Source organism: Pseudomonas sp. NPDC089422 (assembly GCF_044749405.1).
Lineage (GTDB): Bacteria > Pseudomonadota > Gammaproteobacteria > Pseudomonadales > Pseudomonadaceae > Aquipseudomonas.
Window position 1 is genome coordinate 72196 of the sequence record NZ_JBIVHW010000006.1, and the last position, 26201, is coordinate 98396.

29 protein-coding genes are annotated in these 26201 nt (G+C 64.0%); 17 read left to right on the forward strand and 12 right to left on the reverse strand.

Translation table 11 applies throughout. The features are described 5' to 3' along the window. Positions 1 to 6: 6 nt before the first annotated feature. The 3 genes from dapF to ACIPZ8_RS12905 are packed head-to-tail and all read right to left on the reverse strand — an operon-like array spanning position 7 to position 2302. The gene (dapF, locus tag ACIPZ8_RS12895; protein ID WP_400723430.1) at positions 7 to 837 is read right to left on the reverse strand and encodes a diaminopimelate epimerase; all 831 of its coding nucleotides are present in this window, start codon (positions 835 to 837) and stop codon (positions 7 to 9) included. 4 nt (positions 838 to 841) lie between these two features. Beyond that, positions 842 to 2089: a diaminopimelate decarboxylase gene (lysA, locus tag ACIPZ8_RS12900; RefSeq protein ID WP_400723433.1), complete on the reverse strand. Its 1248-nt coding sequence runs from the start codon at positions 2087 to 2089 to the stop codon at positions 842 to 844. A gap of 9 nt (positions 2090 to 2098) precedes the next feature. Then, positions 2099 to 2302 (reverse strand): lipoprotein, encoded by a 204-nt coding sequence (locus ACIPZ8_RS12905; protein ID WP_054886459.1) that lies wholly within the window; start codon positions 2300 to 2302, stop codon positions 2099 to 2101. Positions 2303 to 2520: 218 nt separating this feature from the next. Between ACIPZ8_RS12905 and cyaY the strand changes: the two genes are divergently transcribed. The 3 genes from cyaY to rnk all read left to right on the forward strand — a co-directional run bounded on the left by cyaY (position 2521) and on the right by rnk (position 3610). Continuing rightward, the gene (cyaY, locus tag ACIPZ8_RS12910) at positions 2521 to 2853 is read left to right on the forward strand and encodes an iron donor protein CyaY (protein WP_294339718.1); all 333 of its coding nucleotides are present in this window, start codon (positions 2521 to 2523) and stop codon (positions 2851 to 2853) included. Between the two features lies 1 nt (position 2854). Then, positions 2855 to 3067 carry a DUF1289 domain-containing protein gene (locus tag ACIPZ8_RS12915; RefSeq protein WP_054886457.1) on the forward strand — a complete coding sequence of 71 codons (213 nt, stop codon included), beginning with the start codon at positions 2855 to 2857 and terminating at the stop codon, positions 3065 to 3067. Between the two features lie 132 nt (positions 3068 to 3199). Beyond that, entirely contained in the window at positions 3200 to 3610 is a 411-nt protein-coding gene (gene rnk / locus ACIPZ8_RS12920) for a nucleoside diphosphate kinase regulator (protein ID WP_110637922.1), read from the forward strand. A 15-nt stretch (positions 3611 to 3625) separates the two neighbouring features. On the opposite strand, the gene ACIPZ8_RS12925 is transcribed toward rnk, so the two are convergent. The 4 genes from ACIPZ8_RS12925 to ACIPZ8_RS12940 all read right to left on the reverse strand — a co-directional run bounded on the left by ACIPZ8_RS12925 (position 3626) and on the right by ACIPZ8_RS12940 (position 8172). Then, complete coding sequence (locus ACIPZ8_RS12925; protein ID WP_400723438.1) at positions 3626 to 4468, reverse strand: hypothetical protein; 843 nt, start codon at positions 4466 to 4468, stop codon at positions 3626 to 3628. Between the two features lie 77 nt (positions 4469 to 4545). Continuing rightward, positions 4546 to 7410, reverse strand: a complete 2865-nt coding sequence (locus ACIPZ8_RS12930) for a class I adenylate cyclase (protein ID WP_400723441.1) — start codon at positions 7408 to 7410, stop codon at positions 4546 to 4548. A gap of 147 nt (positions 7411 to 7557) precedes the next feature. Further along, entirely contained in the window at positions 7558 to 7803 is a 246-nt protein-coding gene (locus tag ACIPZ8_RS12935) for a TIGR02647 family protein (protein WP_103448533.1), read from the reverse strand. Positions 7804 to 7872: 69 nt separating this feature from the next. Then, positions 7873 to 8172, reverse strand: coding sequence for a hypothetical protein (locus tag ACIPZ8_RS12940; protein WP_400723445.1), 300 nt, complete (start codon positions 8170 to 8172; stop codon positions 7873 to 7875). A 147-nt stretch (positions 8173 to 8319) separates the two neighbouring features. Here ACIPZ8_RS12940 and ACIPZ8_RS12945 point away from each other — a divergent pair, with 147 nt between their 5' ends. Beyond that, the gene (locus ACIPZ8_RS12945; protein ID WP_400723448.1) at positions 8320 to 8982 is read left to right on the forward strand and encodes a glutathione S-transferase; all 663 of its coding nucleotides are present in this window, start codon (positions 8320 to 8322) and stop codon (positions 8980 to 8982) included. Between the two features lie 33 nt (positions 8983 to 9015). Here ACIPZ8_RS12945 and argH read toward each other — a convergent pair whose 3' ends face one another. Further along, positions 9016 to 10410: an argininosuccinate lyase gene (argH, locus tag ACIPZ8_RS12950; RefSeq protein WP_027916957.1), complete on the reverse strand. Its 1395-nt coding sequence runs from the start codon at positions 10408 to 10410 to the stop codon at positions 9016 to 9018. Positions 10411 to 10719: 309 nt separating this feature from the next. Between argH and ACIPZ8_RS12955 the strand changes: the two genes are divergently transcribed. The 7 genes from ACIPZ8_RS12955 (at position 10720) to rsd (ending at position 17095) form a co-directional block, all read left to right on the forward strand. Then, positions 10720 to 11463 carry a LytR/AlgR family response regulator transcription factor gene (locus ACIPZ8_RS12955; RefSeq protein ID WP_400723451.1) on the forward strand — a complete coding sequence of 248 codons (744 nt, stop codon included), beginning with the start codon at positions 10720 to 10722 and terminating at the stop codon, positions 11461 to 11463. 114 nt (positions 11464 to 11577) lie between these two features. Next, complete coding sequence (hemC, locus tag ACIPZ8_RS12960; RefSeq protein WP_400723454.1) at positions 11578 to 12519, forward strand: hydroxymethylbilane synthase; 942 nt, start codon at positions 11578 to 11580, stop codon at positions 12517 to 12519. Then, positions 12516 to 13298: a uroporphyrinogen-III synthase gene (locus tag ACIPZ8_RS12965; protein ID WP_400723457.1), complete on the forward strand. Its 783-nt coding sequence runs from the start codon at positions 12516 to 12518 to the stop codon at positions 13296 to 13298. The genes hemC and ACIPZ8_RS12965 overlap by 4 nt, the downstream gene beginning before the upstream one ends. Positions 13299 to 13329: 31 nt before the next feature. Then, positions 13330 to 14430, forward strand: coding sequence for a uroporphyrinogen-III C-methyltransferase (locus ACIPZ8_RS12970; RefSeq protein ID WP_400723460.1), 1101 nt, complete (start codon positions 13330 to 13332; stop codon positions 14428 to 14430). After that, positions 14427 to 15665 (forward strand): heme biosynthesis HemY N-terminal domain-containing protein, encoded by a 1239-nt coding sequence (locus tag ACIPZ8_RS12975; protein WP_400723463.1) that lies wholly within the window; start codon positions 14427 to 14429, stop codon positions 15663 to 15665. Before ACIPZ8_RS12970 ends, ACIPZ8_RS12975 begins: the two co-directional genes overlap by 4 nt. Positions 15666 to 15885: 220 nt before the next feature. After that, complete coding sequence (locus tag ACIPZ8_RS12980) at positions 15886 to 16392, forward strand: disulfide bond formation protein B (RefSeq protein WP_400723466.1); 507 nt, start codon at positions 15886 to 15888, stop codon at positions 16390 to 16392. Positions 16393 to 16624: 232 nt separating this feature from the next. Then, positions 16625 to 17095, forward strand: a complete 471-nt coding sequence (rsd, locus tag ACIPZ8_RS12985) for a sigma D regulator (RefSeq protein WP_400723469.1) — start codon at positions 16625 to 16627, stop codon at positions 17093 to 17095. Between the two features lie 9 nt (positions 17096 to 17104). Here rsd and ACIPZ8_RS12990 read toward each other — a convergent pair whose 3' ends face one another. Then, a complete protein-coding gene (locus tag ACIPZ8_RS12990; RefSeq protein WP_400723472.1) occupies positions 17105 to 17764 on the reverse strand; it encodes an FKBP-type peptidyl-prolyl cis-trans isomerase in 660 nt (219 codons plus the stop codon). A gap of 506 nt (positions 17765 to 18270) precedes the next feature. Here ACIPZ8_RS12990 and ACIPZ8_RS12995 point away from each other — a divergent pair. Then, positions 18271 to 19296 (forward strand): AlgP family protein, encoded by a 1026-nt coding sequence (locus ACIPZ8_RS12995; protein ID WP_400723475.1) that lies wholly within the window; start codon positions 18271 to 18273, stop codon positions 19294 to 19296. On the opposite strand, the gene ACIPZ8_RS13000 is transcribed toward ACIPZ8_RS12995, so the two are convergent. Further along, positions 19272 to 19754 carry a TIGR02444 family protein gene (locus ACIPZ8_RS13000; RefSeq protein ID WP_400723478.1) on the reverse strand — a complete coding sequence of 161 codons (483 nt, stop codon included), beginning with the start codon at positions 19752 to 19754 and terminating at the stop codon, positions 19272 to 19274. The genes ACIPZ8_RS12995 and ACIPZ8_RS13000 overlap by 25 nt on opposite strands. Before the next feature lie 50 nt (positions 19755 to 19804). Here ACIPZ8_RS13000 and ACIPZ8_RS13005 point away from each other — a divergent pair, with 50 nt between their 5' ends. After that, positions 19805 to 21715: an ATP-binding cassette domain-containing protein gene (locus ACIPZ8_RS13005; protein WP_400723481.1), complete on the forward strand. Its 1911-nt coding sequence runs from the start codon at positions 19805 to 19807 to the stop codon at positions 21713 to 21715. Positions 21716 to 21867: 152 nt separating this feature from the next. Further along, on the forward strand, positions 21868 to 22500 hold the full coding sequence (locus ACIPZ8_RS13010; protein WP_159412814.1) for a LysE family transporter: 633 nt from the start codon (positions 21868 to 21870) through the stop codon (positions 22498 to 22500). Positions 22501 to 22529: 29 nt separating this feature from the next. Here ACIPZ8_RS13010 and ACIPZ8_RS13015 read toward each other — a convergent pair whose 3' ends face one another. Both ACIPZ8_RS13015 and ACIPZ8_RS13020 read right to left on the reverse strand, forming a co-directional pair. Next, positions 22530 to 23282 carry a slipin family protein gene (locus ACIPZ8_RS13015; RefSeq protein WP_400723484.1) on the reverse strand — a complete coding sequence of 251 codons (753 nt, stop codon included), beginning with the start codon at positions 23280 to 23282 and terminating at the stop codon, positions 22530 to 22532. 2 nt (positions 23283 to 23284) lie between these two features. Continuing rightward, entirely contained in the window at positions 23285 to 24631 is a 1347-nt protein-coding gene (locus tag ACIPZ8_RS13020) for a nodulation protein NfeD (RefSeq protein ID WP_400723487.1), read from the reverse strand. Positions 24632 to 24729: 98 nt separating this feature from the next. On the opposite strand from ACIPZ8_RS13020, the gene ACIPZ8_RS13025 reads away from it, so the two are divergent. From ACIPZ8_RS13025 to ACIPZ8_RS13035, 3 genes are all read left to right on the forward strand, one after another. Next, positions 24730 to 25188, forward strand: coding sequence for an aminoacyl-tRNA deacylase (locus ACIPZ8_RS13025; RefSeq protein ID WP_400723490.1), 459 nt, complete (start codon positions 24730 to 24732; stop codon positions 25186 to 25188). Positions 25189 to 25249: 61 nt separating this feature from the next. Then, entirely contained in the window at positions 25250 to 25492 is a 243-nt protein-coding gene (locus ACIPZ8_RS13030; RefSeq protein WP_085678501.1) for a DUF2789 domain-containing protein, read from the forward strand. A gap of 69 nt (positions 25493 to 25561) precedes the next feature. Then, positions 25562 to 26200 carry an NADH:ubiquinone oxidoreductase subunit N gene (locus ACIPZ8_RS13035; protein ID WP_103448550.1) on the forward strand — a complete coding sequence of 213 codons (639 nt, stop codon included), beginning with the start codon at positions 25562 to 25564 and terminating at the stop codon, positions 26198 to 26200. Position 26201: the final 1 nt, after the last annotated feature.

Here is a 26201-nt window from a genome sequence, read left to right on the forward strand (position 1 = left end):
ACTCGCTTAGAGACGAACCTGTCCTTCGAAGACGCGTACGGCTGGGCCGGTCATCAACACGGGTTTGCCGGGGCCGGCCCATTCGATGTTCAGGCGACCACCCGGCAGGTCGAGGGTCACCGGAGAGTCCATCCAGCCCTGGCTGATGGCCGCCACGGCTGCGGCGCAGGCGCCGGTGCCACAGGCCTGGGTCTCGCCAGCGCCACGCTCCCACACCCGCAGGTTGGCGCGATGGCGGTCGATGACCTGGAGGAAGCCAGCATTGACCCGCTGCGGGAAGCGCGGGTGGTGTTCGATTTTCGGACCCAGCTCATGGACCGGCGCAGTGTGCACGTCATCGACGCGCAGCACGGCATGCGGGTTGCCCATGGACACGGCGGCAACCGAATGCACCTGGCCGTCGACCTCCAGCGGGTAGTTCAACGCCTGTTCGTCGGCAATGAACGGGATGTCTGCCGGGACGAAGCGCGGCGGGCCCATGTCGACACACACCTGGCCGTCGTTCTGCACGTCCAGCTCGATGATGCCGCCCTTGGTTTCCACGCGGATACGCTTCTTCGCGGTCAGGCGCTTGTCCAGCACGAAGCGGGCGAAGCAGCGCGCGCCGTTGCCGCACTGCTCGACCTCGGAGCCGTCGGCGTTGAAGATCCGGTAGCGGAAGTCCACTTCCGGGTTGCTCGGCGCCTCGACGATCAGCAGCTGGTCGAAGCCGATACCGGTATGGCGGTCACCCCATTGCTTGGCGTGCTTGGGCTGGATGTGTGCGTGCTGGCTGACCAGGTCGAGGACCATGAAGTCGTTGCCCAGCCCATGCATCTTGGTAAAGCGCAGCAGCATGGGCTCACTCCGGCAGCAGGCTTTCGCCAGCGTACAGTTCGGCGATGGTCTCGCGGCGGCGGACTTCGAAAGCCTGGTCGCCGTCGACCAGGATTTCCGCGCAACGGCCACGGGTGTTGTAGTTCGAGCTCATGACGAAACCATAGGCGCCCGCCGACTGCACGGCCAGCAGGTCACCTTCGGCCAGGTTCAGCACGCGGTCCTTGGCGAGGAAGTCGCCGGTTTCGCAGATCGGTCCGACCAGGTCGTAGGCACGGCCTTCACCGGCACGCGGAGCGACCGCGCTGACACCCATCCAGGCCTGGTACAGGGCCGGGCGGATCAGGTCGTTCATCGCCGCGTCGATGATGGCGAAGTCCTTGTGCTCGGTGTGCTTGAGGTACTCCACGCGGGTCAGCAGGGCACCGGCGTTGGCCACGATGTAGCGGCCAGGCTCGAACACCAGGGCCAGGTCACGGGTGCCGACGCGCTCGCGGATGGCCTTGATGTAGTCGGCCACCAGTGGCGGCTCTTCGTCGCGATAGCGCACGCCAACGCCGCCGCCCAGGTCCAGGTGGCGCAGGTGGATGCCGCACTCGGCCAGGCGGTCGACCAGGGCCAGCAGGCGGTCGAGGGCATCGAGGAACGGGTCGACGGTGGTCAGCTGCGAGCCGATGTGGCAGTCGACACCGACCACGTCCAGGTTCGGCAGCTGCGCGGCGCGCACATAGATGGCTTCGGCATCGGCGATGGCGATGCCGAACTTGTTCTCTTTGAGGCCGGTGGAAATGTACGGGTGAGTGCCGGCATCGACGTCCGGGTTCACGCGCAGCGAAATCGGGGCCACCTTGCCCATCTCGGCGGCCACCACTTGCAGGCGCTCGAGCTCATCGGTGGATTCGACGTTGAAGCAGTGCACGCCGACTTCCAGGGCGCGGCGCATGTCTTCACGGGTCTTGCCGACGCCGGAGAACACCACGCGATCGGCGCGCCCACCAGCGGCCAGCACGCGCTCCAGCTCACCGCCGGAGACAATGTCGAAGCCTGCGCCCAGACGCGCCAGGACGTTCAGCACGCCAAGGTTGGAGTTGGCCTTGACGGCGAAGCAGACCAGGTGGTCGGTGCCTTGCAGGGCATCGGTGTAGCTGCGGTACTGGGCTTCGATGTGAGCACGCGAGTACACGTAGGTCGGGGTGCCGAAACGTTCGGCGATGGCCGACAGGGCCACGCCTTCCGCGAACAGTTCACCGTCGCGGTAGTTGAAAGCGTTCATCTGAATTCCTTACTGCTCTGGCGTCTGCTCGGGCTGGATTGGCTGCTCTTCTTGCGGCTGGACCGCTGGAGCGTGCTGGTGCTGGTGCGACTTTTTCGGGCCTTTGCCGTCCTTGCCGTCTTCTGGCAGGTACAGGGGCCCCTTCTGACCGCAGGCCGAAACGAGGCAGGCAACCGCGACCAGCGCCGCGAGCGAGGAAATCAGGCGCTTCATGGGTGAAATCCTTTGAAATATGCAGTATTGCGCCCGAGTATACCGAGCGACCGGCGGATTGCCTATGCAAGAGCCGGTCCGTCGGGCGGGCTATGCTTAGGGGTTATCGCCGCTGATAATGGGCCCGTGTCGAGAGCGGCTAAACCTTTGCATTCATGGCTCGGCGCCCGTATCTTGCCCGGCTTGCCCGTAAAGCAGCCAATTTCGAGGTTCCTGCAATGAGTTTGAGCGAAGCGCGTTTCCATGATCTGGTCGACGCGACCCAACAGGCACTGGAAGACCTGTTCGACGAGAGCGGCCTGGACCTGGACATGGAAAATTCCGGCGGCGTGCTGACCGTCAAGTTCGAGGGTGGCGCCCAGCTGATCTTCAGCCGCCAGGAGCCGCTGCGCCAGCTGTGGCTGGCCGACCGCTCCGGCGGCTTCCACTTCGACTACGACCCGGAGAGCGGCAAGTGGGTGTGCGAGAAGAGCGAAGAGCTGCTGGGCGAAATGCTCGAGCGCATCGTCTGGGAGCGGGCCGGCGAGAAGCTGGACTTCAACGAGATCTGACATGACCAGCCAGGCGCGGCCACCCAAGCCGCTGTACAGCAACGTCAGCCCGGCGGTGCCTTCACCCTGCATCAGCGTTTGCCGGCTGGATGAGCAGCGGGTATGCACCGGCTGCCACCGGCATGTCGAGCACATCCGCGAATGGCGCTCGGCCGACGACGAACGGCGCCGGCAGATCTGCCGCGAAGCCGAGGCCCTGCGCGCACGGGCTTGAGTATTTGCCCGGCTGTGGTAGTGTCGGGTAGTGCGTCGGTGACGCAAAAGCATTCACAAACCCCGCCCTTGGGCGGGGTTTTGCTTTATCTGCCTGCAGGAAATCGCCTGTTCAAAGGAGTCTGACTGGATCATGAGCACCAAGCCTTCCCTCATCCTCACCCGATTGGACGTACAGCGTCTCGAGCGCCTGATCGACAGCCTCGACGAAAGTACGCCGGGTGTGCTCGCCTTGCAGGAGGAGCTGGACCGTGCCGGTCAGGTGGTCGGCCATGATGAAGTGCCCGCCGGTGTGGTGACCATGAACTCGCGCGTGCATTGTCGTGAGGAAGCCAGTGGCAAGGACTACCACCTGACCCTGGTGTACCCGAAAGATGCCGGGGGCGAGGGCAAGGTGTCGATCCTCGCGCCGATCGGCTGTGCACTGCTGGGCCTGTCGGTCGGCGAGCAGATCGACTGGCCGGCACCGGGGGGCAAGACCCTGAAGCTCAAGTTGCTGGAAGTCGAATACCAGCCGGAAGCGGCTGGTGATTTCGACCTCTGAGCGCCAAAGGGTCTTTCAGGGCGTGTTCTGCGCCCTGAGCTGGCAGGCATGGATGCAGTTGTCGACGATGCGGCTGCGCAGCGACCAATCGGTATTGATGATGCGAAAGCGTTGGATGTAGCTGTTCAGGTCCTGGGAGTCGAACCATTCATCGATCTTGTCGCTGAAGTCGTCAGGTCGCCCGAGCTCGACGACATTGTACTTGGCGCACTGGATGGCGTTGAGTTGACCGGGCGCGTTATCTGCGGGTGGCTGACTGTCCATGAATGCTTTGAGGGTATCGGCGGACGGTGTGTTCTCGCCGATCCAGATCTGCCTGACGCCAGGCCAGTAATCGCCTCTGTCCCGGTTGTTGTAGGCCACCACGATGTTCTTGCCGGGGTGCTCGCGCCATAGCGTTTCGAGCGTGAGATCGTGCAATGACCAGGGGATGAACATAGAACCGAAGTGTTTGTTCGCTGCCTCGCGCAACCACTGGTGTTCCTTTGTGCCAAAGCGATCGAACTGATGGAAGTCGAGGACGACGATCTCCCTTGCGTTGGCAGGATCCTTGAAAAATTCCCGAAGGGGGTTCAACACGTCACCGAACAAGGTTCGTCCCGAGCTGGTGAGGTGATAGAGCTGGTAGCGGTAAGGTTGCTCTGGCGTGTACTCGTGGTAGGCCCTGAGCCGGAGGTCCAATACCCGGATACCGCCACGAACCTGCTCGATGCAGGGTACGTCCTGGGTAATTTCCTGGGCGATCACGCCATTGATCTGCGCATCCATGCCCGAGTCGTGACTGCCGGGCAGGATCAGCTCGTCAATTCGCAGTCTGCCCAGATCGGGGGTGTTTCCCATCCAGTTTTCTTTGTTCATGCTGCACACTCCTCTTGATCGGGATGTGCAGCGTGGCGCTTGCCAACTGCTGAATGAACCGGGAAGGCTGGCCTGGTTCAGCCTTGCAGGCCAGTCCATGCCTGATTCATCGCCTCGTTCAGCGCCTGCTCCAGTTCACGTTTGTAGCGAAGGTAGAGCGAAGTCGAACCTTGTTGCTTGTCGAGCAGCTCCGACAGGTCGAGGTCAGTGATATAGCAGCGGTAGTGCCCGGCACTGCGGCGCTGGCCAAGGATCTGCCGGGCGACCACTTCATACAGCTGGTCGCCATGGTCCAGCTCGGAAAACTCCTGCTGGTCGCAATACAGCGTCACATGCACCTCATCCCCCGTGCCGGCCTGCAGAATGGCCTGAACCTCGTAGTAAGGTTGGTCGACCCCGGCGCTGGGCGCCGGGCGAGGCTCGATGCTGCGCGCCTTGCCCGGGCCGGAGGGCAGCAGCTGGGCATAGTGGATGGCCAGTGAAGCCTGCTGCAGGTGGTCGAGCGGGAGGCGGGCATCATGGCGCACCACCACCGAACGCAGGAAACGCTGCAACGGCAGCAGCAGATGACTTTCGTCAAATAACGGCAGGCGCTGCTGCCACAGGGCGTTGTACTCATCCAGCACGTACAGGTCGGCCCAGCCATCGAGCAGGCGGTAGAACACCTGGATGCAATTGCGCCGGCCTTGTTCCAGCAGCAGGGGCAGGTCGTAGTCCTGCAGGGCATTGCCATCCAGGTGCAACGGGCTGTAGTCGCTGCGCTCCTCGCCCAGGTGATCGAGCACGGCGTCATGCCCGGCCATGGTTGCCAGGCTGACCTGGCCGGGTAGTAGCTCCAGCACATGGGTGTACTGCGCCACCTGCAGCAGGTAACGGTGATTCAGGCCTTGGTCGAGCAGCAATTGCACCGTGTCGAAGATTTCCTCGACCCGCTGGCTGATGGCCTGGGCGCGGTTGTGGCAGAAGCAGCGCACCCGAACCTGCGGGCGGTGGCTGCGCTGGCCGAGGCTGTTGAGGAAGTCACGCAGGCAGCGCAGCAGCGCGTGTTCGCCGTCGTAGCGCTGTACCAGCACTTCGTTCCAGCTGTTGAGGGTGACCTGGTCGAGGGTCAGTACCAGGTTTTCGCGTACACCGGCGTAACTCAACGAGTCGGTGCGCTCGGTGGTCATCAGGATGTTCAGGTCGCGGTGATGGTGCAGTGGGTCGACGCCGACATTGACCAGCAGCAGGATTTCGTCAGCCACGCTTGGCTGCAGCAGGCGCTCTTCGCTGACGCCGTCCAGCGGCAGCGGGATGCTTTGCTGCAGGCTGCCCAACAGGTTGAACAGCTCGAACTCGCTGAGGTCGCTGTCGCCAGGGTGCAGGGCCAGGCGCGTGGTGCTGTCGATGACACCATTGCGGTGGGCCCAGGTCAGCAGCTCAAGCAATTCGCGGCAGCGCTTGATCGGGCTGAAATGCTCCCATTCGTGCACCCCCAGGTTGCCGTTGTACAGGCCCCAGTGATGAGTGCCAGGCTCCTTGCGGTTCGGCGACTGGACCAGCGTCAAGGTGTCTTCGGCGATGTCCGGAGCAATGCCCGGGTTGATCACTTCGATCTTGCCGGCGCGGCGTTCGAAGGCGGCGTACAGGCGCCGGCCCAGGACATTCAGGTCTCGCTGGTCGGCACGGCTGCTGGCCCCCTGGCTTTGCGCAAACTGGCCGAGGAAGCGATAGCTATGGTTGAGCTCCGCCACCAGCTCACGGCGTTCGACGGCGACCTGGCGCACCTTCCACTGGCTGCGGCTGTCGAGCATGGCCAGCTGGCGTTCGTCCCAGCCCCATTCATCGGCCAGGCGCTGCAACAGTTGGCGCTGCCAGCCGTTGCTGCGGGTGCGGTCCAGGCCGCTCAGCTTCTTGTTGACCTTCAGGTACAGGCTGCGCCGGACCAGTTCGAGCCGCGCGGTTTCGCCGCGTTGCTGCAGGTAGCGCTCGATGCGCCGGTACACCATCACGTAGGGGTCGAGTTCGTCGAGGTCGAGATGGTTGGCGAACACCGCCTGCTTGTAGTCCAGGCTCAGACAGCGCACGGTCGGGTGCTCACTGGCATAGACCTCGGTCAGCAGCAGCTTGAGCAGCGACTTGTAGGGCGAATCGATCCCCTTGAACAGTTGCCACAGGCCGGCCCCGACGTACTCGCCGGGCGGGATATGTGAAAGGTTGCCAAGGTCGAGAGCATCCTGGTTGCGGATGAAACGCTTGGACAGCAAGGTCTCGGTATAGGCCTGATAGTTGTGCTCTTCATAGACCGGCACCAGCCACCACAGCGGCGTGCGCCCGGCGAGCCAGATGGCCGTGCGGTAGAACTCGTCGAGCAGCAGGAAATGCTGGGTGGTGCCGCAGTCGTCGGAGCTGAGCTGGCTGTCGCGCAGGCCCTGGGCAAAGCTTTGTGGGTCGATGAGGAAGAAGTGCGCTTCGGCACCCTGGCTGGCTGCCCAGGCCTCCAGCAGCTGGCATTTGCGGCGCAGTTCCTCGCGCTCGGCTTCGGTCAGGCCGGGGGCATGGCACACCCACAGGTCCATGTCGCTCTGTTCGGCCTGGGCCAGCGAGCCGAGGCTGCCCATCAGGAACAGGCCGTGGATCGGGCGTGGCGGGTTGCCATGGCGCGCTTTGTAGGCGAACGAGCGCGCCAGGCGCTGGGCATCGGCGACCTGTTCGGCATCCGGCTCGAACCCCGCCACCCCGGCGGGTGTGGCGCCGGACACGTAACCGGGCAGCAGCGGGTGGTTGACGTGAAACAGCAGCGGCAGCAGGGTCAGGACCAGCTGCTGGCGGCTCGACAGGCCTTCCATCGCGCGTTCGAGGCGGCACTGGTTGATGTGCAGGAAGCGCGCACGCAATGTCGCCAGCACCTTGCGGTCGATGCCTTCGTCCAGGTCAGGGCGGATTTCGTGGGGGTGATTCATTGCGCACTCAGGGCGGGCCAGGAAAGCTGAGGCGAGTTTAGCCTGAGTGGGGTAGTCGGATAAGCGTAAATTGGGTTTTTGACGTCATTTTTATAGCGCCTGTTCTGGCCTCCTCGCGGGCTTGCCCGCGAAGAGGCCGGTACAGGATTAAGCGGGCTGTGTGGACTTGAGGATGCTAAGCAACAGTTGGACGCTTTCAGCCGCATCATTCCCGAGGCTGGTGAGGTAGCCACCATCGGGCTGGTCGGTGAGTTCTTTTTCATGAAGGCGCTTGGCCGCAGCGATCAGGGCGGGCGACGCGTTGCTGCCAACTTTGATGCCTTCCTGGTGATTGTCCAGGTTGAACAGGGCGAGCACTTCCAGTTCGGCGATCAGTTCGGGGGTAAAAGACATGGCGACTCCTGACTTCCAGACGAGGATGGCGGCACCGCCAGCGGTGCCTGATCCTGGAGTGTAGTCGGGTTATTCGTCGTCGCCTTGATCTGCCTCAGGCGGCAGTTCGGGCAGGGCGCGCAGGGCGGTCTCGTACCACTCGCCGTTGAACGGGCGGTCATCCTTGAGCATGTTGTCGATCTCGATGGCCAGCACATGGGCCATGAGGTTGAGGATGTCTTCGCGCTCGTAGCCGACCAGGGTCAGCTTGTTGAAGGTGGCCTTGGCCGCTGGCGGCTCGCCGCTTTCGATCTGGTTTTCGATGGCTTCGGTCAGCGTCGCCTCGGCGAAGGCTTCATCGTCATTGTCGATTTCGTCGTGTTCGCTCATGGCGCTACTCCTGTGGTGGGATGCACAGTTTGCCATGCCCGCGTCGGCAATGCCCGGTCATCGAGCAGGTGCATGACGCTGGTCAGGCACCGGCGTACGGTCTATAACAGCCGAGCCATCCCCACACGGCCTGGAGGCTGTAACCCCATGCTCAAGCTTCACGGATTCTCGGTCAGCAACTACTACAACATGGTCAAGCTGGCCCTGCTGGAGAAAGGCCTGCCTTTCGAGGAAGTCGCCTTCTACGGCGGGCAGGCGCCGCATGCGCTGGCAGTCAGCCCGCGGGGCAAGGTGCCGGTGCTGGAAACCGAACACGGCTTCCTCAGCGAAACCAGCGTCATTCTCGACTATGTCGAGCAGACTCAAGGAGGCAAGGCGCTGCTGCCGAGCGACCCGTTCGGCCAGGCCAAGGTGCGTGAACTGCTCAAGGAAATCGAGCTGTACATCGAGCTGCCGGCGCGTACCTGCTACGGCGAATCGTTCTTCGGCATGGCGGTGGAGCCGCTGATCAAGGAGCGTGCGCGTGCCGACTTGTTGGCGGGGTTTGCCACGCTCAAGCGCAATGGCCGTTTCGCGCCTTATGTGTCAGGTGAGCAGATGACCCTGGCCGACCTGATGTTCTGCTTCTCGGTGGACCTGGCGTGCGCAGTAGGCAAGAAGGTGCTGGGCATCGACTTCCTGGCCGACTTCCCGCAGGCCAAGGCGTTGCTGCAACTGATGGGCGAGAACCCGCACATGGCGCGGATCGTGGCGGACAAGGAGGCCTCGATGCCGGCCTTCATGGAGATGATTCGCAGCGGCAAGCGTTGAAAGCTGGGGCTGCAGGGCAGCCCCAGACTCTATTTAACGCGAAGCCAGCAGGGCCTTGCCGCGAACGACAGCGGCACGTACCTGCGCCGGCGCAGTACCACCGATGTGGTTACGGGCATTCACCGAGCCTTCCAGGGTCAGCACGGCAAACACGTCCTGCTCGATCTGGTCGCTGAACTGGCGCAGCTCGTCCAGGCTCATCTCGGCCAGGTCCTTGCCGGTGTCGACGCCATACTTCACGGCGTGGCCGACGATCTCGTGGCAATCACGGAACGGCAGGCCGCGGCGGACCAGGTAGTCGGCCAGGTCAGTGGCGGTGGAGAAGCCGCGCAGGGCCGCTTCGCGCATGATGGCGTGCTTGGGCTTGATCGCCGGGATCATGTCGGCGAAGGCACGCAGCGAGTCGCGCAGGGTGTCGGCGGCGTCGAACAGCGGCTCCTTGTCTTCCTGGTTGTCCTTGTTGTAGGCCAGCGGCTGGCCTTTCATCAGGGTCAGCAGGCCGGTCAGGGCGCCGAAGACACGGCCGCTCTTGCCACGCACCAGCTCCGGAACATCCGGGTTCTTCTTCTGCGGCATGATCGAGCTGCCGGTGCAGAAGCGATCAGGCAGGTCGATGAACTGGAACTGGGCGCTGGTCCACAGCACCAGCTCTTCGGAGAAGCGCGACAGGTGCATCATCGCCACGCTGGCGGCAGCGCAGAATTCGATGGCGAAGTCGCGGTCCGAGACACCGTCCAGCGAGTTGCCGGCCACGGCCTCGAAGCCCAGCAGCTTGCAGGTCAGTTCACGGTCGATCGGGTAGGTGGTGCCGGCCAGCGCGGCGCTGCCCAGAGGCATGCGATTGGCGCGCTTGCGGCAGTCGACCAGGCGCTCGTAGTCGCGGCTGAGCATTTCGAACCAAGCCAGCAGGTGGTGGCCGAAGGTGACCGGCTGGGCGGTCTGCAGGTGGGTGAAGCCGGGCATGATGGTTTCGGCTTCACGCTCGGCCTGCTCCAGCAGGCCCTGTTGCAGGCGGGTGATCTCGGCCAGGATCAGGTCGATCTCGTCACGCAGCCACAGGCGGATGTCGGTGGCCACCTGGTCGTTGCGGCTGCGGCCGGTGTGCAGCTTCTTGCCGGTGATACCGATGCGGTCGGTCAGGCGTGCTTCGATGTTCATGTGCACGTCTTCCAGGTCGACGCGCCAGTCGAAGCTGCCAGCCTCGATTTCGCCCTGGATGGTTTTCAGGCCATCGATGATGGTGTCGCGCTCGGCATCGCTGAGAACGCCGACCTGCGCCAGCATGGTGGCGTGGGCGATCGAACCCATGATGTCGTGGCGGTACAGGCGCTTGTCGAAGTCGACCGAGGCGGTGAAGCGGGCGACGAAGGCGTCGACGGGCTCACTGAAGCGGCCGCCCCAGGACTGATTGGTCTTGTCGGTGCTCATGGATTCACTCTATGCAGGCGTGAACGAAAAAGTGGCGGCGATAATAGCAGGGTTGGGCCTGACACCGCAGGACGTCGGTCGACAGAAAGCGGTGGAAAACTGCGGCAGAGCTGAGCGAAGACGATATTCAACGATTGAACGGCAGTGTTCCACGGACCGTCTACAGTTGGACAGAGGACTGGCAGCGATTCTGCCGGCTCAGTGAATCTTTGGCCTTCGTATCGGTCTAGAGCGTGACCGCAGTGTCGCTCGACCTGCTCTTGTCTACGCTATACCTGTGCGAGACTCACTCAGGAATCCAGAGCAATTATGAATGTCCTGATCGTTGATGACGAACCCCAAGCCCGTGAACGCCTCACACGGCTATTCGCTGAACTGGAGGGGTACTCCGTGCTGGAGCCCAGCGCCACCAACGGCGAGGAGGCCCTGGCATTGATCGAAAGCCTCAAGCCCGATGTGGTCCTGCTGGACATCGGCATGCCAGGCCTGGATGGCCTGCAGGTCGCCGCTCGCCTGTGCGAGCGCGAGGCACCCCCGTCGGTGGTGTTCTGTACCGGCGATGATGAATACGGTGCCGAGGCATTCAAGGAAAGTACCCTCAGCCATGTGACCAAGCCGATTCAGCCTCAAGCCCTGCGCGATGCCCTGCGCAAGGCCGAGAAGCCCAACCGTGCCCAGCTGGCGGCGTTGACCCGGCCTGGCAGTGAAGGCGGCGGCCCGCGCAGCCATATCAGTGCGCGCACGCGCAAAGGGATCGAGCTCATTCCTTTGCCCCAGGTGATCTACTTCATCGCCGACCACAAGTACGTGACCTTGCGCCACGAAACCGGGGAGGTGCTGCTCGATGAGCCGCTCAAGGCGCTGGAGGACGAGTTCGGCGAGCGTTTCGTGCGCATCCACCGCAATGCGCTGGTCGCGCGCGAGCGCATCGAACGCCTGCAACGTACGCCGTTGGGGCATTTCCAGCTGTTCCTCAAGGGCCTTGACGGCGATGCCCTGACTGTCAGCCGCCGGCATGTGGCAGGCGTGCGCAAGATGATGCAGACGCTTTGACGCTGTACCGGCGTCCTCGCCGGTACAGGCCGCTACAGGATCCTGCCCCACATCTGCTAGCGATGCCGGTGATGCTGTTATCATCAGCGGCATTTCTCTGGATCGGGGCGTTCCATGTCCACTCGCGAAATCCGCATTGCCACCCGTAAAAGTGCCTTGGCCCTGTGGCAGGCCGAATACGTCAAAGCCCGCCTTGAGCAGGCCCACCCCGGTCTGCTGGTGACCTTGGTACCCATGGTCAGCCGCGGCGACAAGCTGCTCGATGCACCGCTGGCGAAGATCGGCGGCAAGGGGCTGTTCGTCAAAGAGCTGGAAACCGCGTTGCTGGACAACGAAGCCGACATCGCCGTGCATTCGATGAAGGACGTGCCCATGGACTTCCCCGAAGGCCTGGGCCTGTACTGCATCTGCGAGCGCGAAGACCCGCGCGATGCCTTCGTCTCCAATACCTTCGCCAGCCTCGACGCTCTGCCGGCCGGCAGCATCGTCGGCACCTCCAGCCTGCGCCGCCAGGCCCAGCTGCTGGCACGCCGGCCGGACCTGAAAATCCAGTTCCTGCGCGGCAACGTCAACACGCGCCTGGCCAAGCTCGATGCCGGCGAGTACGACGCCATCATCCTCGCCGCCGCGGGCCTGATCCGCCTCGGCTTCGAGGGTCGCATCACCGATACCATCAGCGTCGACGACAGCCTGCCAGCCGGTGGCCAGGGCGCGGTGGGCATCGAGTGCCGCAGCGCCGACAGTGAAATCCATGCGCTGCTGGCGCCGCTGCACCATGCCGATACCGCCGACCGCGTCATCGCCGAGCGTGCCTTGAACAAGCGCCTCAACGGCGGCTGCCAGGTGCCGATCGCCTGCTATGCGGTGCTCGAAGGCGATCAGCTGTGGCTGCGCGGCCTGGTTGGCCAGCCAAGTGGCGGCACCCTGCTGGTGGCGGATGCCCGCGCGCCGCGCGCGGCTGCCGAAACCTTGGGCGTGCAGGTTGCCGAAGACCTGCTTAGCCAGGGCGCCGAAGCCATTCTCAAGGAAGTCTACGGCGAGGCCGGGCATCCGTGAGCCCCTGGCGCCTGTTGCTGACCCGGCCGATCGATGACTGCGCGGCACTGGCGAAGAGCCTGGCCGCTGCCGGTGTGGCCAGCAGTTGCCTGCCGTTGCTGGCCATCGAGCCCGTTGCCCTGGCTGACGGGCAGCGTCTTCAGCTAGCCGGGTTGGCGCAGTACCAGGCGATCATCGTGGTCAGCAAGCCGGCGGCTCGACTGCTGCTTGAGCATTTGCAGCGCGCTGGCCTGCAAGCGCCGTCCGCAGGCTGGTTTACCGTGGGCGAGGCAACGGCGGCAGTGCTGCAGAACGCGGGCCTTCAGGTGACATTTCCCATGCAGGGTGACGACAGCGAAGCCTTGCTTGCGCTCCCGGCCCTGCGCCAGTCTATGGCGGCGCCTGAAGAGCGAGTGCTGATCGTTCGTGGCGTCGGAGGTCGCGAACTGCTGGCCGAGCGTCTTGCAGAGCAAGGTGCTAGTGTCGAATATCTGGAACTGTATCGTCGCTGTCTGCCGGAGTACCCGGCGGGCACGCTGATGCGCCGCATTGAAGCGGAACGCCTCAATGGCCTGGTGGTCAGCAGTGGGCAGGGTCTTGAACATTTGCGGCAGATGGCCGCCGCCGACTGGCCGCGAGTGGCCAGCCTGCCGTTGTTCGTGCCCAGCCCGCGGGTCGCTGAACAGGCCCGGGCCGCCGGGGCCCAACAGGTTGTGGATTGCCGTGGCGCGAGTGCCACGGCCTTGCTGGCAGCCGTGCAGCGCAGCGCTGCACCTGCCTCTCAAGGCGCTTCGCACTAGCGCGAGGCGCCCCCATGCAAAGGATGGATACGTGAGCGAAACTGTCTTGTCCAACAATGATCAGCCGTCGGTGCAGGCGCCGGCGCAACCCGTCACCGACAAGCCTGTAAAGCGCTCTGGCAGTGGTCTGGCCGTGCTGGCGCTGTTGCTGGGTGCGGCCGGGGTTGCAGTAGGGGGTTGGGGTGTCTGGCAGGTGCGGCAGCTGCAAGGCAGTGCAGTGAACCAGGGCCAGCACCTCGAAGCCCTCAACCAGCGCGCCGCGGCACTGCAGCAGCGTGAACAGCAGATCAGTGCACAACTGGCCAGCCTGCCGGCCGCCAGCGAGCTGGAAGACCGCCGCCGCCTGGTGGCGCAGCTGCAAGGCGACCAGCAGCGTCTCAGCCAGCGTCTGGAAACCGCACTCGGCGAGAGCCGCAAGGAGTGGCGCCTGGCCGAGGCCGAGCACCTGCTGCGCCTGGCTACCTTGCGCTTGTCGGCGCTGCAGGACATCACCAGCGCCAAGGCCCTGGTCGAAGGGGCCGACGAAATCCTCCGCGAACAGAGCGACCCGGGCGCCTTTGCTGCCCGCGAGCAACTGGCGCGCAGCCTGGCCACGCTCAACAGCACCCAGCAGCCGGACCGCACCGGCCTGTTCCTCAAGCTCGCCGCCCAGCGTGAGCTGGTTCAGGCGCTCAGCGCCCAGTCGCCCGAGTTCGCCAGCAACGCCGATGCGCTCGGTGCGCTGACTGCCGATGGTGATGGGGCCAGTCGCTTGTCGCAGTGGTGGGCCGAAATCTCCAAGTACTTCCAGATCGACTTCAACGCTGACGACAATGTGCGGCCGTTGCTGGCCGGCCAGCAGCTGAACCAGCTGCGCCTGGCCCTGAGCCTGACCATCGAGCAGGCGCAGTGGGCTGCACTCAATGGTGAGGCCAAGGTCTACAGCCAGGCCCTGGATGATGCCCGCAGCGTGCTGCTGGCCAACTTCAATGCCGACAACCCGCAAAGCAAGGCGATGCTCGACAGCCTCAACGCGCTGGCAGAACAGCCCGTCTCGGTCGTGACGCCGGACCTGAGCGAAAGCCTGGCGGCGGTGCAGGCGTACATCCAGCGCCGCCATCTGCCAGCCGAGGCTGAGGGGGGCAAGCCATGAAGCGTGTCTACCTGTTGGCCGTACTGGCGATCGTGATTGCTGCAGCGCTGGGTATCGCGGTCGCCAAGCACAGTGGTTACGTGCTGATCGCCTACGGCGGTTTCCGTTACCAGTCCGGGTTGTGGGCGGCGCTCGCAGCGCTGGCTGGCGTGGTCGTGCTGCTCTTGCTGCTGCGTTACCTGGTTGGCCTGGTGCTGACCTCCAGTGGCGTGGTCAACCCATGGTCGCGGCGCAACCGCAGCCGACGCGTGCGGATCGCCATCGAACAGGGCCAGCTGGACCTGGCCGAGGGCCGCTGGGCCAGTGCCCAGCGCCACCTGCATCGTGCTGCCGAGGCCGAGCGCCAGCCACTGTTGTATTACCTCGGCGCCGCCCGCGCCGCCAATGAGCAGGGGCGCAAGGAGGACAGCGACAACCTGCTGGAGCGTGCGCTGGAGCGTCAGCCGCAGGCCGAGCTGGCCATTGCCCTGACCCATGCGCAATTGCAGATGGACCGTGGCGAGCGTGATGCCGCGCTGGAAACGCTGCTGGCCATGCAGGAGCGGCATCCCCATAACACCCAGGTCCTGCGCTTGTTGCAGCGTCTGCACCTGGAGCGTGGCGACTGGTCGGCGCTGATTCGTCTGCTGCCGGACCTGCGCAAGGGCAAGGTGTTGCCGGCCGATGAGCTGGCCGCGCTGGAGAAGCGTGCCTGGGGCCAGAACCTTGGCCTGGCGACCACCCGTGGCGAGGATGTGCAAAGTGCCCGTCAGGCGCTGGAGCGCGCCTGGCAGCAACTGACCGCGGCCCAGCGCCAAGAGCCGCAACTGGTGCTGGCCTATGCCGAACAGCTGCGCCAGGTGGGCGCCCAGGGCGAGGCCGAGCAGGTGCTGCGCAGCGCGCTCAAGCGTGAGTACGAAAGCCACCTGGCTCGCCTGTACGGCCTCGTGCGCGGTGATGATCCGGCACGTCAGCTACAAACCGCCGAAGGTTGGCTGAAGGGCCATCCAGAGGACCCGAGCCTGTTGCTTACACTCGGCCGCCTGAGCCTGCAGAACCGCCTGTGGGGCAAGGCGCGCGACTATCTCGAAAGCAGCCTGCGCATGGAGCGTAATCCGGAAGCCTGCGCCGAGCTTGCGCGCTTGCTGGCCAGCCTGGGCGAAACCGAACGCAGCAATCAGCTGTTCGAGGAAGGCCTGGGCTTGCTCGATGAGCGTCTTCTGGCACTGCCGCTGCCAGAGGGCGTACGCGCCTGAGTGCTGCATGGGCCCGCGCAGGGGCGCGGGCTCATGGGCCTGGTAACGTGTTCTGCGTTACACGTTAGTTCTGCGGCCTCTTCTTAGGAAACTTCCTACAGCCTGAATGGGAACTTTCCATCCAATACAGCGACTTGTCACTCCAGTAGTGCCTTGAAACAAGCCCGGCCTTTCCTCTACCGTTCCAAGCCACTTCAACTTTCCCGGGACCTTTCTTCCCATGCCGATGGCCAGTCTGCGCACGCTTTTCATTCCGGCATGCCTTGCTTCGCTGGCAGTGCTGGGCGCGTCTTTCTATCTCGAAAGTGTCGTTGGGCTTGTGCCTTGCCCGCTGTGTTTCAGCCAACGGATATTGCTGGCTGTGTATGCACTGGTGTGCCTCTGTGCGGCGCTGCATGCGCCTGGTATTGCCGGGGCACGGCGTTATGCACAGGCAGCGCTGCTGTGCGCGGCCAGTGGTGCTTTGCTGGCGGCACGGCATGTGTGGTTGCAGGGCGCGAGTGACACGAGCCATTTTTGCCCGTTACCCATCGGGCACATGTTCGAACAGTCGTGGCGTGAAGCTGCGCGGCAACTGTTGCTGGGCGGCCCCGATTGCAGCTCGCTGACCTGGAGCTTTCTCGACCTGACCTTGCCGGAGTGGAGCCTGCTGGCGTTTCTGCTGCTGGCGGCGCTGCCCTTGAGCTGCCTGCTGGCGTATCGTTTCCGCTCACTTGGCAATCCTTGACCTGGCGCATGCTGGTGGCCGATAGCGCGACCAATGGTGGTGCATCGGGGTATTAAACACTTGTATGAACTTTGTCTGCTGCGTACCTTGATGCTAAGCACGCGCGGGAATAATCTCCCAGCACGCATACCGAAAACACAACTGCTCGATGCCGTCCTGCTGATGTCACCTTTGTGCTGCACGGTCGTGGTGCGAGGTGCAGCGGCATCTACCCAGAAGGGAAGAGATCGCCATGCTCGATAGTTGTCAGAACGCCCAGGAACGCTGGGGTGGGGTTCACAAGCTGATCGACCGTTGGCTCGAGGAGCGCGAGGAGCTGGTTCAGGCTTTCCGCACCTTGCGCGAGGCCAGGCCGGCTTTTGCGGACAAGGACAAGAACCGGGATTTCTGCGCCATCCTGGTCGACTACGTTTCGGCTTGGCATTTTGAAGTCAGCGGGCAGCTGATCGAGGAAGCCAAGGCATTTGGCGATGCGCGAGGCCTTGAACTGGCCACGCAGATCAATCCGCGCATCGACGAAAGCACGCAGATCGCACTGGCCTTCAATGACCATTGCGAGAAGGGCGACTGCCGGGACATCGAGCGTTTTGCCGACAAGCTGGGCAAGCTCGGCGGCCTTTTGCGCGAGCGCTTCGAGCTCGAAGATTGCCTGATCGAGGTGTTGCACACCGCGCACAAGGAAGAGGGGGCGGTCGAGGTCTGACGCTGGGCGTCAGTCGCCGACGGCGAGCAGCTCGATCTCGAACACCAGCGGCGTGTAGGGCGCGATCAGGTCACCCGCGCCCTCGGCGCCATAGGCCTGTGCCGAGGGGATCACCAGGCGCCAGGTCGAACCCGCTTTCATGTGTGGCAGCGCCACCTGCCAGCCCTCGATCACCGAGTCCAGGCTGAACCACTGCGGCTGCTGGTTCTGGTCGAACACCGAACCATCTGGCAACCTGCCGACATAGCGCACCTGCACTTTGCCGCCGGCCTTGGGTTGCATGCCATTACCTGCTTTCAGCTCACTGTACAGCACGCCTTCCGGCAGCTCGTGCACGCCGGCACGGGCCCGCTCGTTGGCCAGGAAGCGAGTTTCCACGGCTTGCAACTTCGTTGCTTCGGCTTGTTCGGCAGCGCTGCTGGCCTGCTCTTCGTGCTGCTGGAGAATGGCCGCCATCCGCGCCTTGTCGAGCTGCAATGGCTGGCCCTGATAGGACTGGCGCAGGCCTTCGACCAGCGCATCCAGTTGCAGGCCGGGCACTTCCTGGCGCAGGCGCTCACCCAGGCTGGCGCCGAGGCTGTAGGCCAGGTCGTGATCATTGGCAGGAGCGGTATCGGCCAAGGCCAACGGCGCTATCAGGCATAGGCCGAAAACAAGATAACGAGGCATGGTCAGGTTCTGTTCCAGGTGTGTGTAATGGCTTGGGTGTTCGCCGTGATGGATGTGTTGTTGTTGAGATCGAGCGCCGCCCGCGCGGCGCATCGCAGGCAAGCCTGCTCCTACATTTGTTTCGGGCCAAGTAATTCTGATGCATTGGCGCGCGCCCCCTTGTTTGTACCTTTCGATATCGCGTCATGCACCCAGGGTCCGCGCGCATGGGACGCAGGATATATTGGCCCGAAACAAATGTAGGAGCAGGCTTGCCTGCGATGCGCCGCGCGGGCGGCGCTCGATCTATGCAGCGATAAATGACTCATGTCATGCACCCGGGAAACACCTTACTTCAGGCAAAATCCTGCAACGTTTTGTTAAGCAACTACACTTGCACGGAGCTGCAAGATAACAACTTTGCCCAGGCATGCAACGCGGCGCCATCAATACTGTCAACATGCCCTAGCGGCGGTAGCAGCAGAAGCATAGTATGAGCCGCAATCTCGTCAGCCAGGAGGTAAACCATGTCGGCCAAAAAGAAGCCAGTGAATACGCCGTTACACCTGCTCCAGCAACTTTCGGGCAGCCTGCTCGAACACTTGGAAGAGGCCTGCTCGCAAGCGCTGGCTGATGCGGAGAAACTGCTGGCCAAGTTGGAAAAGCAGCGCGGCAAAGCCCAGGAGAAACTGCACAACGGTCGCCTGAAGTTGCAGGATGCGGCCAAGGCAGGCAAAGCCAAGGCACAGAACAAGGCGCAAAAGGTTATTGGTGAACTTGAAGAGTTGCTCGACTCGCTCAAGGAGCGCCAGACTCAGACGCGTACCTACATTCAGCAACTCAAGCGTGATGCCCAGGAAAGTCTGAAACTGGCTCAAGGTGTCGGCAAGGTGCGTGAGGCCGCTGGCAAGGTACTCGACCAGCGTGCAGTGGCTGCCAAGAACGTGAAACCGGCTGCCGCCAAGGCCCCGGCCCGCAGTGCCGCGAAACCGGCCGCCAAGGCCCCGGCCAAACCCGCCGCGACCAAGGCCCCAGCCCGCGCGGCCGCCGCCAAGCCTGCAGCCAAACCAGCGGCCGCCAAGCCCACAGCAGCGAAGCCTGCAGCAGCCAAAGCCCCGGCCAGAACCGCCGCCGCCAAGCCTGCTACCGCCAAACCTGCCGCCAAACCCGCTGCGAAACCTGTAGCTGCCAAGGCTCCAGCCAAGCCTGCAGCAGCCAAGACCCCGGCCAGAACCGCTGCCGCCAAGCCAGCTGCCAAACCTGCCGCCGCTAAATCCGCAGCAGCCAAGCCTGCCGCTAAACCAGCTGTGGCCAAGGCTCCAGCCAAACCAGCAGCCAAACCTGCTGCTGCCAAAGCACCGGCCAAAGCAGCCGCAGCCAAGCCTGCAGCAAAGGCTCCGGCAAAGGCTCCGGCAAAACCCGCAGCAGCCAAATCTGTCGAAGCCAAACCGGCTACTCCAGCCGCCAGCGCGCCAGCGACCAGCTCAGCCGCTCCCGCCACGCCTTCGGCATCCGCCAGCACCCCAGCTCAGACGCCGTCTTCGGCCTCCTGAAGCCCTGCGGCCGCGACGCGCAAGTCAACCAGCGCGTCGTGGCCACGGGCTTGGTCCGGTGCCAGCCCGTCCAGCCAGTCGTCCGTGGGTTCGTGCGAGCCTGTCGGCCATTGTTGCGCGCAGGTTTCCAGCCGTTGCAGCAACTGCTTCTCCGCTTGTAGCTCCAGCCCCTTCACTTGCTCACGCAACACCGCCAGGTGTGGATCGTGCTGCGCGGGCGTGCGCCATTGCTGGCGCAGGCTGCGTAACGGCGCTACCACCTCGTGTTGCCATGGCCCGGCAACTGCACGCAGGGCCTGGGCGCGCGCGTCACTGAAGGCGACGGCACGTGCCTGCAGCCAGGTCGCGCACAGCAGCAGGCAGACGTCGCCCCCCATCGCCTGTAATTCCAGGCAGGCCGTTTCGACTCCCGGGCGGGCATACAGCGCCAGGGCGTGATTCCACAGGTCGGTGTACATGATTCCACTCACGCTGCGGGCCGAGGAAGCTGGTAGACTCCGCGACCACTATGATCAGACTATCCAACCTCACTTTACAGCGTGGTCCGCAGCGCTTGCTAGAAGGCGCCGAGATGACCCTGCACGCCGGTCACAAGGCCGGCCTGATCGGCGCCAACGGCGCCGGAAAATCCAGCCTGTTCGCCCTGCTGCGCGGCGAGCTGTCGCCCGATGCCGGCGATTGCCAGCTGCCCGGCGACTGGCGCATTGCCCACATGCGTCAGGAAGTCGATACCCTCGACCGCCTGGCCGTGGACTATGTGCTCGACGGTGACGCCCGTCTGCGCAAGGTTCAGGCCGAACTGGCCGTGGCCGAGCAGGCCCATGACGGCACCGCCCTGGCGCGCCTGCACAGTGAGCTGGAAGTTGCCGACGGCTACACCGCCGATGCCCGCGCCCGTAAATTGCTGGCTGGCCTGGGGTTCACCAACGAGCAGATGGACCGCCGCGTCGGTGACTTCTCCGGTGGCTGGCGGATGCGCCTGAACCTGGCCCAGGCGCTGATGTGCCCGTCCGACCTGCTGCTGCTCGACGAGCCGACCAACCACCTCGACCTCGATGCGATCCTGTGGCTGGAAGACTGGCTCAAGGGTTACCCGGGCACGCTGTTGCTGATCTCCCACGACCGCGATTTCCTCGATGCCGTGGTCGACCATGTGCTGCACGTCGAGCAGCGCAAGCTAAACCTGTACAAGGGCGGCTACAGCGCCTTCGAGCGCACCCGTGCCGAGCGCCTGGCGCAGCAGCAACAGGCCTACGAGAAGCAGCAGGCGCAGCGCGCGCACATGGAAAAGTACATCGCCCGCTTCAAGGCCCAGGCCACCAAGGCCCGTCAGGCGCAAAGCCGGATCAAGGCCCTGGAGCGCATGGAAGAGCTGTCGGCGGCGCATGTCGATTCGCCGTTCGACTTCGTCTTCCGCGAGTCGCAGAAAATCTCCAGCCCGCTGCTGAGCCTGTCCGAAGGCCGCCTGGGCTATGGCGACAAGGCGATCCTCGACAAGGTCAAGCTGCAGCTGGTCCCGGGTGCACGCATCGGCCTGCTCGGCCCCAACGGCGCCGGCAAGTCGACGCTGATCAAGAACCTCGCCGGTGAGCTCGAGCCGTTGTCGGGCCGCCTGGTGCGTGGCGAGAACCTCGCCGTCGGCTACTTCGCCCAGCACCAGCTCGACTCGCTGGACGACAAGGCCAGCCCGCTCTTGCACCTGCAGCGCATTGCGCCGACCGAGCGCGAGCAGACCCTGCGCGACTTCCTTGGCGGCTTCGACTTCCATGGCGACCGCGTCGACGAGCCGGTGGTGAATTTCTCCGGTGGCGAGAAGGCCCGTCTGGCCCTGGCGCTGATTGCCTGGGAGCGGCCGAACCTGCTGCTGCTTGACGAACCGACCAACCACCTCGACCTGGAAATGCGCCTGGCGCTGACCATGGCGCTGCAGGAATTTGCCGGTGCCGTGGTGGTGGTTTCCCACGACCGTCACCTGCTCAAGAGCACCACTGACGACTTCCTGCTGGTGGCCGATGGCAAGGTCGAGACCTTCGATGGCGACCTCGACGACTACAGCCGCTGGCTGGTCGAGTACCGCCAGCGCAGTGCGCCGGCCAGCAACGCTCCGGTCAATCCGGACAAGACCGACAAGAAGGCCCAGCGTCAGGCGGCGGCGGCCTTGCGCCAGCAGTTGGCACCGCACAAGAAGGCAGCCGACAAGCTGGAGACCGAACTCAACCAGGTGCATGCGCAGCTGGCCGAGGTCGAGACAGCGCTGGGTGACGGTGGTGTGTACGAGGCGGCGCGCAAGGATGAGTTGCGCGATCTGCTGGCTCGGCAGACCAAGCTCAAGCAGCGCGAGGGTGAGTTGGAGGAGGCATGGATGGAGGCCCTGGAAACCCTCGAGAGCATGCAGGCTGAGTTGGAAGCGCTGTCCTGAAAGTTCTCTGTCGCCTGAGCTGGCTCAATCGCGGATGAATCCGCTCCTACAAGGGCCAGTGCAGGCGATGGAAATCCCGAAGAATTTGCTGGTTATTTTTTCGCCAAAACCTTAGCTTAACGTTTTGCAACAACTGTTGAGCGAGGTGTGTGATGTCGATGGAAGTGTGGTTGGGCTTCTTTGCCGCGTGCTGGGTAATCAGCCTGTCGCCGGGTGCCGGGGCGATTGCCTCGATGTCCAGCGGGCTACAGTACGGCTTCTGGCGTGGATACTGGAATGCCCTGGGCCTGCAGCTGGGCCTGATCGTGCAGATCGCCATCATTGCCGCCGGCGTCGGCGCCATCCTCGCGGCTTCCGCCACGGCCTTCCAGATCATCAAGTGGTTCGGTGTCGGTTATCTGGTGTACCTGGCCTACAAGCAGTGGCGTGCCTTGCCCATGGACATGACCGATGAGTCCGGCGTGCGCCCGATCGGCAAGCCACTGAGCCTGGTGTTCCGCGGTTTCCTGGTCAACGTCAGCAACCCCAAGGCGCTGGTGTTCATGCTGGCGGTGCTGCCGCAGTTCATCAACCCGCACGCGCCGTTGCTGCCACAGTACATCGCGATCACCGTGACCATGATCTGCGTCGACATGCTGGTGATGGCGGGTTACACCGGGCTGGCTTCGCGGGTGTTGCGCCTGCTGCGCACGCCCAAGCAGCAGAAGCGCCTGAACCGGACCTTTGCCGGGCTGTTCATCGGCGCGGCGACCTTCCTCGCCACTTTGCGCCGGGCGCCGATCTGACAAATCCCTGGGGCGCAAAGCGCCCCCGGTCATTTCTGCTTGTCCACCAACCCCTTGAGCAAGTCGACCGGCAACGGAAAGACAATGGTCGAGCTCTTGTCCCCGGCAATCGCCCCCAGCGTCTGCATGTAACGCAACTGCATGGCCCCCGGCTCCTTGCTGAGCATCTGCGCGGCCTGCATCAACTTCTCCGACGCCTGCAGCTCGCCCTCGGCATGGATCACCTTGGCCCGCCGTTCCCGTTCGGCCTCCGCCTGCCGGGCGATGGCGCGGACCATCGATTCGTTGAGGTCGACGTGCTTGATCTCGACGTTGGCGACCTTGATGCCCCAGGCATCGGTCTGTGCATCCAGTACCTGGCGAATGTCCGAATTCAGCTGCTCGCGCTCGGCCAGCAGTTCGTCCAGCTCGTGCTTGCCCAGCACCGCACGCAAGGTGGTCTGGGCCAGCTGGCTGGTGGCGACGAGGAAGTCCTCGACCTGGATGATCGCCTTCTGCGGGTCGAGCACGCGGAAATACACCACCGCATTGACCTTCACTGACACGTTGTCGCGGGTGATCACATCCTGTGGCGGCACATCCAGCACCACGGTACGCAGGTCGACCCGGACCATCTGCTGGATGACCGGGATCAGCAGGATCAGCCCCGGCCCCTTGACCTGCCAGAAGCGCCCCAACTGGAACACCACGCCACGCTCGTACTCGCGCAGGATGCGGAATGCCGACAGTACCAGCATGGCCAGCACGATCAGCACGGCACCGAAACCCACTTGCATGAACATCGTCAGTCTCCTTGCGCCGCGGGCGCGGCGGCGCTCACTTCCAGCATCACGCCATGGCGTGCCGTGACCCGGACGTTCTGCCCGGCCTGCAGCGGCGTGGTGCACTGGACTTGCCATTGTTCGCCCTGGGCCTGTACCGAACCACAGAACGGGTTGTCCGCCATCACCTGGGTGACCATCACCAGGCTGCCGACCAGGCCGGCGTCACCGCTGACCGGCGCCCGTCGTCGCGCCTTGATGGCCATGCCCAGCACACCGCCGATGAGCAGCGCCGAAAGCACGGCGAGGGTGGCGATCAGCACCAGCGGGATGCCGAAACCTGGAGCATCGGTGTCGATCAGGATCACGGCGCCAACGACGAAGGCCACGATGCCGCCGAAGCCAACCACGCCGAAGCTCGGCAGGAACGCCTCGGCGATCATGAAGGCGATACCGAGCAGGATCAGCGCCACACCGGCGAAGCTCACCGGCAACAATTGCAAGGCGTAAAGCGCCAGCAGCAGGCAGATGCCACCGACCACGCCGCCCAGTGCCGAGCCTGGGTTCATGAACTCGAACAGCAGGCCGTACACCCCGATCATGATCAGGATCAGCGCCACGCTGGGGTTGGTGATGACGGCCAGCAGGCGCGTGCGCCAGTCCGGCAGATGCTCGACCAAGGCGGCATCGCGGGTTTGCAGGTGCTGCGGCTGGCCGGCAGCGACCAGCGTCTTGCCGTCGAGCTGACGCATCAGGTCGGGCAGGTCGTTGGCCACCTGGTCGATCACCTTCAGGCGCAGCGCCTCACTGGCCGACAGGCTGACCGCCTCGCGCACCGCCTGTTCCGCCCAGTCGGCGTTGCGTCCGCGCAGTTGTGCCAGGCCACGGATGTAGGCAGCGGCATCATTGACCTGTTTGCGGGCCAGGGTCTGTTCGTCGTCGCCGGGCTTGGCCTTGTCATCCTTCGGCACCCCGGACGGCCCACCGATCTGCACGGGCGTGGCGGCGCCGAGGTTGGTCCCCGGGGCCATGGCGGCGACATGGCTGGCATACAGGATGTAAGTGCCGGCGCTGGCGGCACGGGCGCCACTGGGGGCAACGTAGCTGGCGACCGGCACAGGGCTTGCGAGAATCGCCTTGATCATCTGGCGCATGGCGCTGTCCAGCCCGCCGGGGGTGTCCAGGCGCAGCACCACCAACTGGGCACCCTGGGCCTTGGCCTGCTCGAGGTTGCGCACCAGGTAGTCGGCGCTGGCCGGGCCGATGGCGTCATCGATGTCCAGCACCCAGACGCCACCGGGCGCTGCCAGGCCCGCCGGAGCAAGGCCAAGCAGAATCAGCAGCACGTAGCGGCAACATCGAGTGATCACCTGTCGTCACCTCGTTGACCTCTCTGCTAGAAGTTTAGCCATGCCGGCCGGCCCAAGGCCTAAAATTGGAAGTTGGGGGGCGAAACCGGAGGTGCATCATGCGTATGGCCAAGACCCTGCAGCAGCGCCTGGACCAGGCCAACTGCGATTACGACATCATTCCCCACCCACACTCGGCCACCAGCCTTGAGTCGGCGCGCACGGCTGGCGTACCTGCCGAGCGGGTGGCCAAGTCGGTCATGCTCGACGACCGTCATGGCAACTACATCATGGCCGTGCTACCGGCCAACCGGCACATGGACATGAGCAAGGTGCGCATGTCCGGCGCCTGGCAACTGACCCGCGAAAGCAATTTGCCAATGCTGTTCGGCGATTGCGAAAGGGGCGCCATCCCGGCAATGGGTGACGCCTATCAGATCAAGATGCTGCTCGATTCGAGTCTTACCCGCCAGGGCGATGTCTACCTGGAGGCGGGTGACCACGATCACCTGATCCACATGAGCATGGAGCAGTACCTGAAACTGGTACCGCAAGCCGAAGTACGCGAGCTGTGCTGATGTTTTCAAGCCAATGCCGGGCTGGCGTCGTGGACGGCCCGCCCGGCACACAGGAGGAACCATGGACGCACCGATTCATCCATTCGCCGAGCTGTTCAAGCAACTGGGCCTGCCCGACGACGCGCAGAGCATTGACCAGTTCATCACCAGCCATTCACCGTTGAAGAACGAGACCAAGCTGGTGGATGCGCCGTTCTGGACCGACTCCCAGCGCGCCTTCCTGAAGGAAAGCATCATTGAAGATGCCGATTGGGCGGTGCCTTTCGATCAACTCAACGAAGCGCTGCGCCGCCCCCGAAAATAAAGTGCCGAGCGGCACCTGACGAGTGATTGGCCGTTGCTATGCTCAGGGAAAACAAGAGGGGATAGCGTGATGAAAGATCCCTACGCACCAGGTTTCTGGTGCTCCGTGACGATCCTGGGCACCCTGACGGCCGGTTACTTCTACGGCATCCGCCACACCCAGCAAATGAACCAGGCGATACAGTTCCTCTACGCTGCCGCCGCCGTCACCGGCGCGGTCGTGCTGGTGGCGTTGACCTGGATTGCCTGGCAGCAGTTGCGCCTGAACAAGCGCGAAGTGATTCAGGGGCGAACATTGCTGACCATCTGGAACACCAAGGTCGCGCTACGCCGCGTCGAAACGGTGTTCGACCGCTATTTCTGGGGCAGCTACTGGCATTCCGGGCGCACCTTCGAGGAGGTGATGGGCGAGCTCAAGGGCACTCCGCTGGAGCAGAGCCTGGATGCGCTGAAACGCCAGTGCCGGGCACTCGACCGGGAAATCCACGACCATCACCATCACTGGCTGGCCAATGCCCGCGACCTGTCCAGCGTGGCCACGGCCATGGCCCGCGAGCGCTATCAGCTGGACCTGTGCGAGCCGTCGAGCAACGGCCATGGCAATACCGCCGTGCTCAATCGTGACCTGGAGGTACTGGTGTACACCTGGTCGGCGCGCCTGCGCAGTTTCGACCATCAGCTGGACGAACTGGAGCGCGCCTACCACTGAC

Bases quoted from the DNA above. Each gene is read 5' to 3' on its own strand.
- dapF (WP_400723430.1), bottom strand. From the start codon at position 837: ATGCTGCTGCGCTTTACCAAGATGCATGGGCTGGGCAACGACTTCATG.
- lysA (WP_400723433.1), bottom strand. From the start codon at position 2,089: ATGAACGCTTTCAACTACCGCGACGGTGAACTGTTCGCGGAAGGCGTG.
- ACIPZ8_RS12905 (WP_054886459.1), bottom strand. From the start codon at position 2,302: ATGAAGCGCCTGATTTCCTCGCTCGCGGCGCTGGTCGCGGTTGCCTGC.
- cyaY (WP_294339718.1), top strand. From the start codon at position 2,521: ATGAGTTTGAGCGAAGCGCGTTTCCATGATCTGGTCGACGCGACCCAA.
- ACIPZ8_RS12915 (WP_054886457.1), top strand. From the start codon at position 2,855: ATGACCAGCCAGGCGCGGCCACCCAAGCCGCTGTACAGCAACGTCAGC.
- rnk (WP_110637922.1), top strand. From the start codon at position 3,200: ATGAGCACCAAGCCTTCCCTCATCCTCACCCGATTGGACGTACAGCGT.
- ACIPZ8_RS12925 (WP_400723438.1), bottom strand. From the start codon at position 4,468: ATGAACAAAGAAAACTGGATGGGAAACACCCCCGATCTGGGCAGACTG.
- ACIPZ8_RS12930 (WP_400723441.1), bottom strand. From the start codon at position 7,410: ATGAATCACCCCCACGAAATCCGCCCTGACCTGGACGAAGGCATCGAC.
- ACIPZ8_RS12935 (WP_103448533.1), bottom strand. From the start codon at position 7,803: ATGTCTTTTACCCCCGAACTGATCGCCGAACTGGAAGTGCTCGCCCTG.
- ACIPZ8_RS12940 (WP_400723445.1), bottom strand. From the start codon at position 8,172: ATGAGCGAACACGACGAAATCGACAATGACGATGAAGCCTTCGCCGAG.
- ACIPZ8_RS12945 (WP_400723448.1), top strand. From the start codon at position 8,320: ATGCTCAAGCTTCACGGATTCTCGGTCAGCAACTACTACAACATGGTC.
- argH (WP_027916957.1), bottom strand. From the start codon at position 10,410: ATGAGCACCGACAAGACCAATCAGTCCTGGGGCGGCCGCTTCAGTGAG.
- ACIPZ8_RS12955 (WP_400723451.1), top strand. From the start codon at position 10,720: ATGAATGTCCTGATCGTTGATGACGAACCCCAAGCCCGTGAACGCCTC.
- hemC (WP_400723454.1), top strand. From the start codon at position 11,578: ATGTCCACTCGCGAAATCCGCATTGCCACCCGTAAAAGTGCCTTGGCC.
- ACIPZ8_RS12975 (WP_400723463.1), top strand. From the start codon at position 14,427: ATGAAGCGTGTCTACCTGTTGGCCGTACTGGCGATCGTGATTGCTGCA.
- ACIPZ8_RS12980 (WP_400723466.1), top strand. From the start codon at position 15,886: ATGCCGATGGCCAGTCTGCGCACGCTTTTCATTCCGGCATGCCTTGCT.
- rsd (WP_400723469.1), top strand. From the start codon at position 16,625: ATGCTCGATAGTTGTCAGAACGCCCAGGAACGCTGGGGTGGGGTTCAC.
- ACIPZ8_RS12990 (WP_400723472.1), bottom strand. From the start codon at position 17,764: ATGCCTCGTTATCTTGTTTTCGGCCTATGCCTGATAGCGCCGTTGGCC.
- ACIPZ8_RS12995 (WP_400723475.1), top strand. From the start codon at position 18,271: ATGTCGGCCAAAAAGAAGCCAGTGAATACGCCGTTACACCTGCTCCAG.
- ACIPZ8_RS13000 (WP_400723478.1), bottom strand. From the start codon at position 19,754: ATGTACACCGACCTGTGGAATCACGCCCTGGCGCTGTATGCCCGCCCG.
- ACIPZ8_RS13005 (WP_400723481.1), top strand. From the start codon at position 19,805: ATGATCAGACTATCCAACCTCACTTTACAGCGTGGTCCGCAGCGCTTG.
- ACIPZ8_RS13010 (WP_159412814.1), top strand. From the start codon at position 21,868: ATGTCGATGGAAGTGTGGTTGGGCTTCTTTGCCGCGTGCTGGGTAATC.
- ACIPZ8_RS13015 (WP_400723484.1), bottom strand. From the start codon at position 23,282: ATGTTCATGCAAGTGGGTTTCGGTGCCGTGCTGATCGTGCTGGCCATG.
- ACIPZ8_RS13025 (WP_400723490.1), top strand. From the start codon at position 24,730: ATGCGTATGGCCAAGACCCTGCAGCAGCGCCTGGACCAGGCCAACTGC.
- ACIPZ8_RS13030 (WP_085678501.1), top strand. From the start codon at position 25,250: ATGGACGCACCGATTCATCCATTCGCCGAGCTGTTCAAGCAACTGGGC.
- ACIPZ8_RS13035 (WP_103448550.1), top strand. From the start codon at position 25,562: ATGAAAGATCCCTACGCACCAGGTTTCTGGTGCTCCGTGACGATCCTG.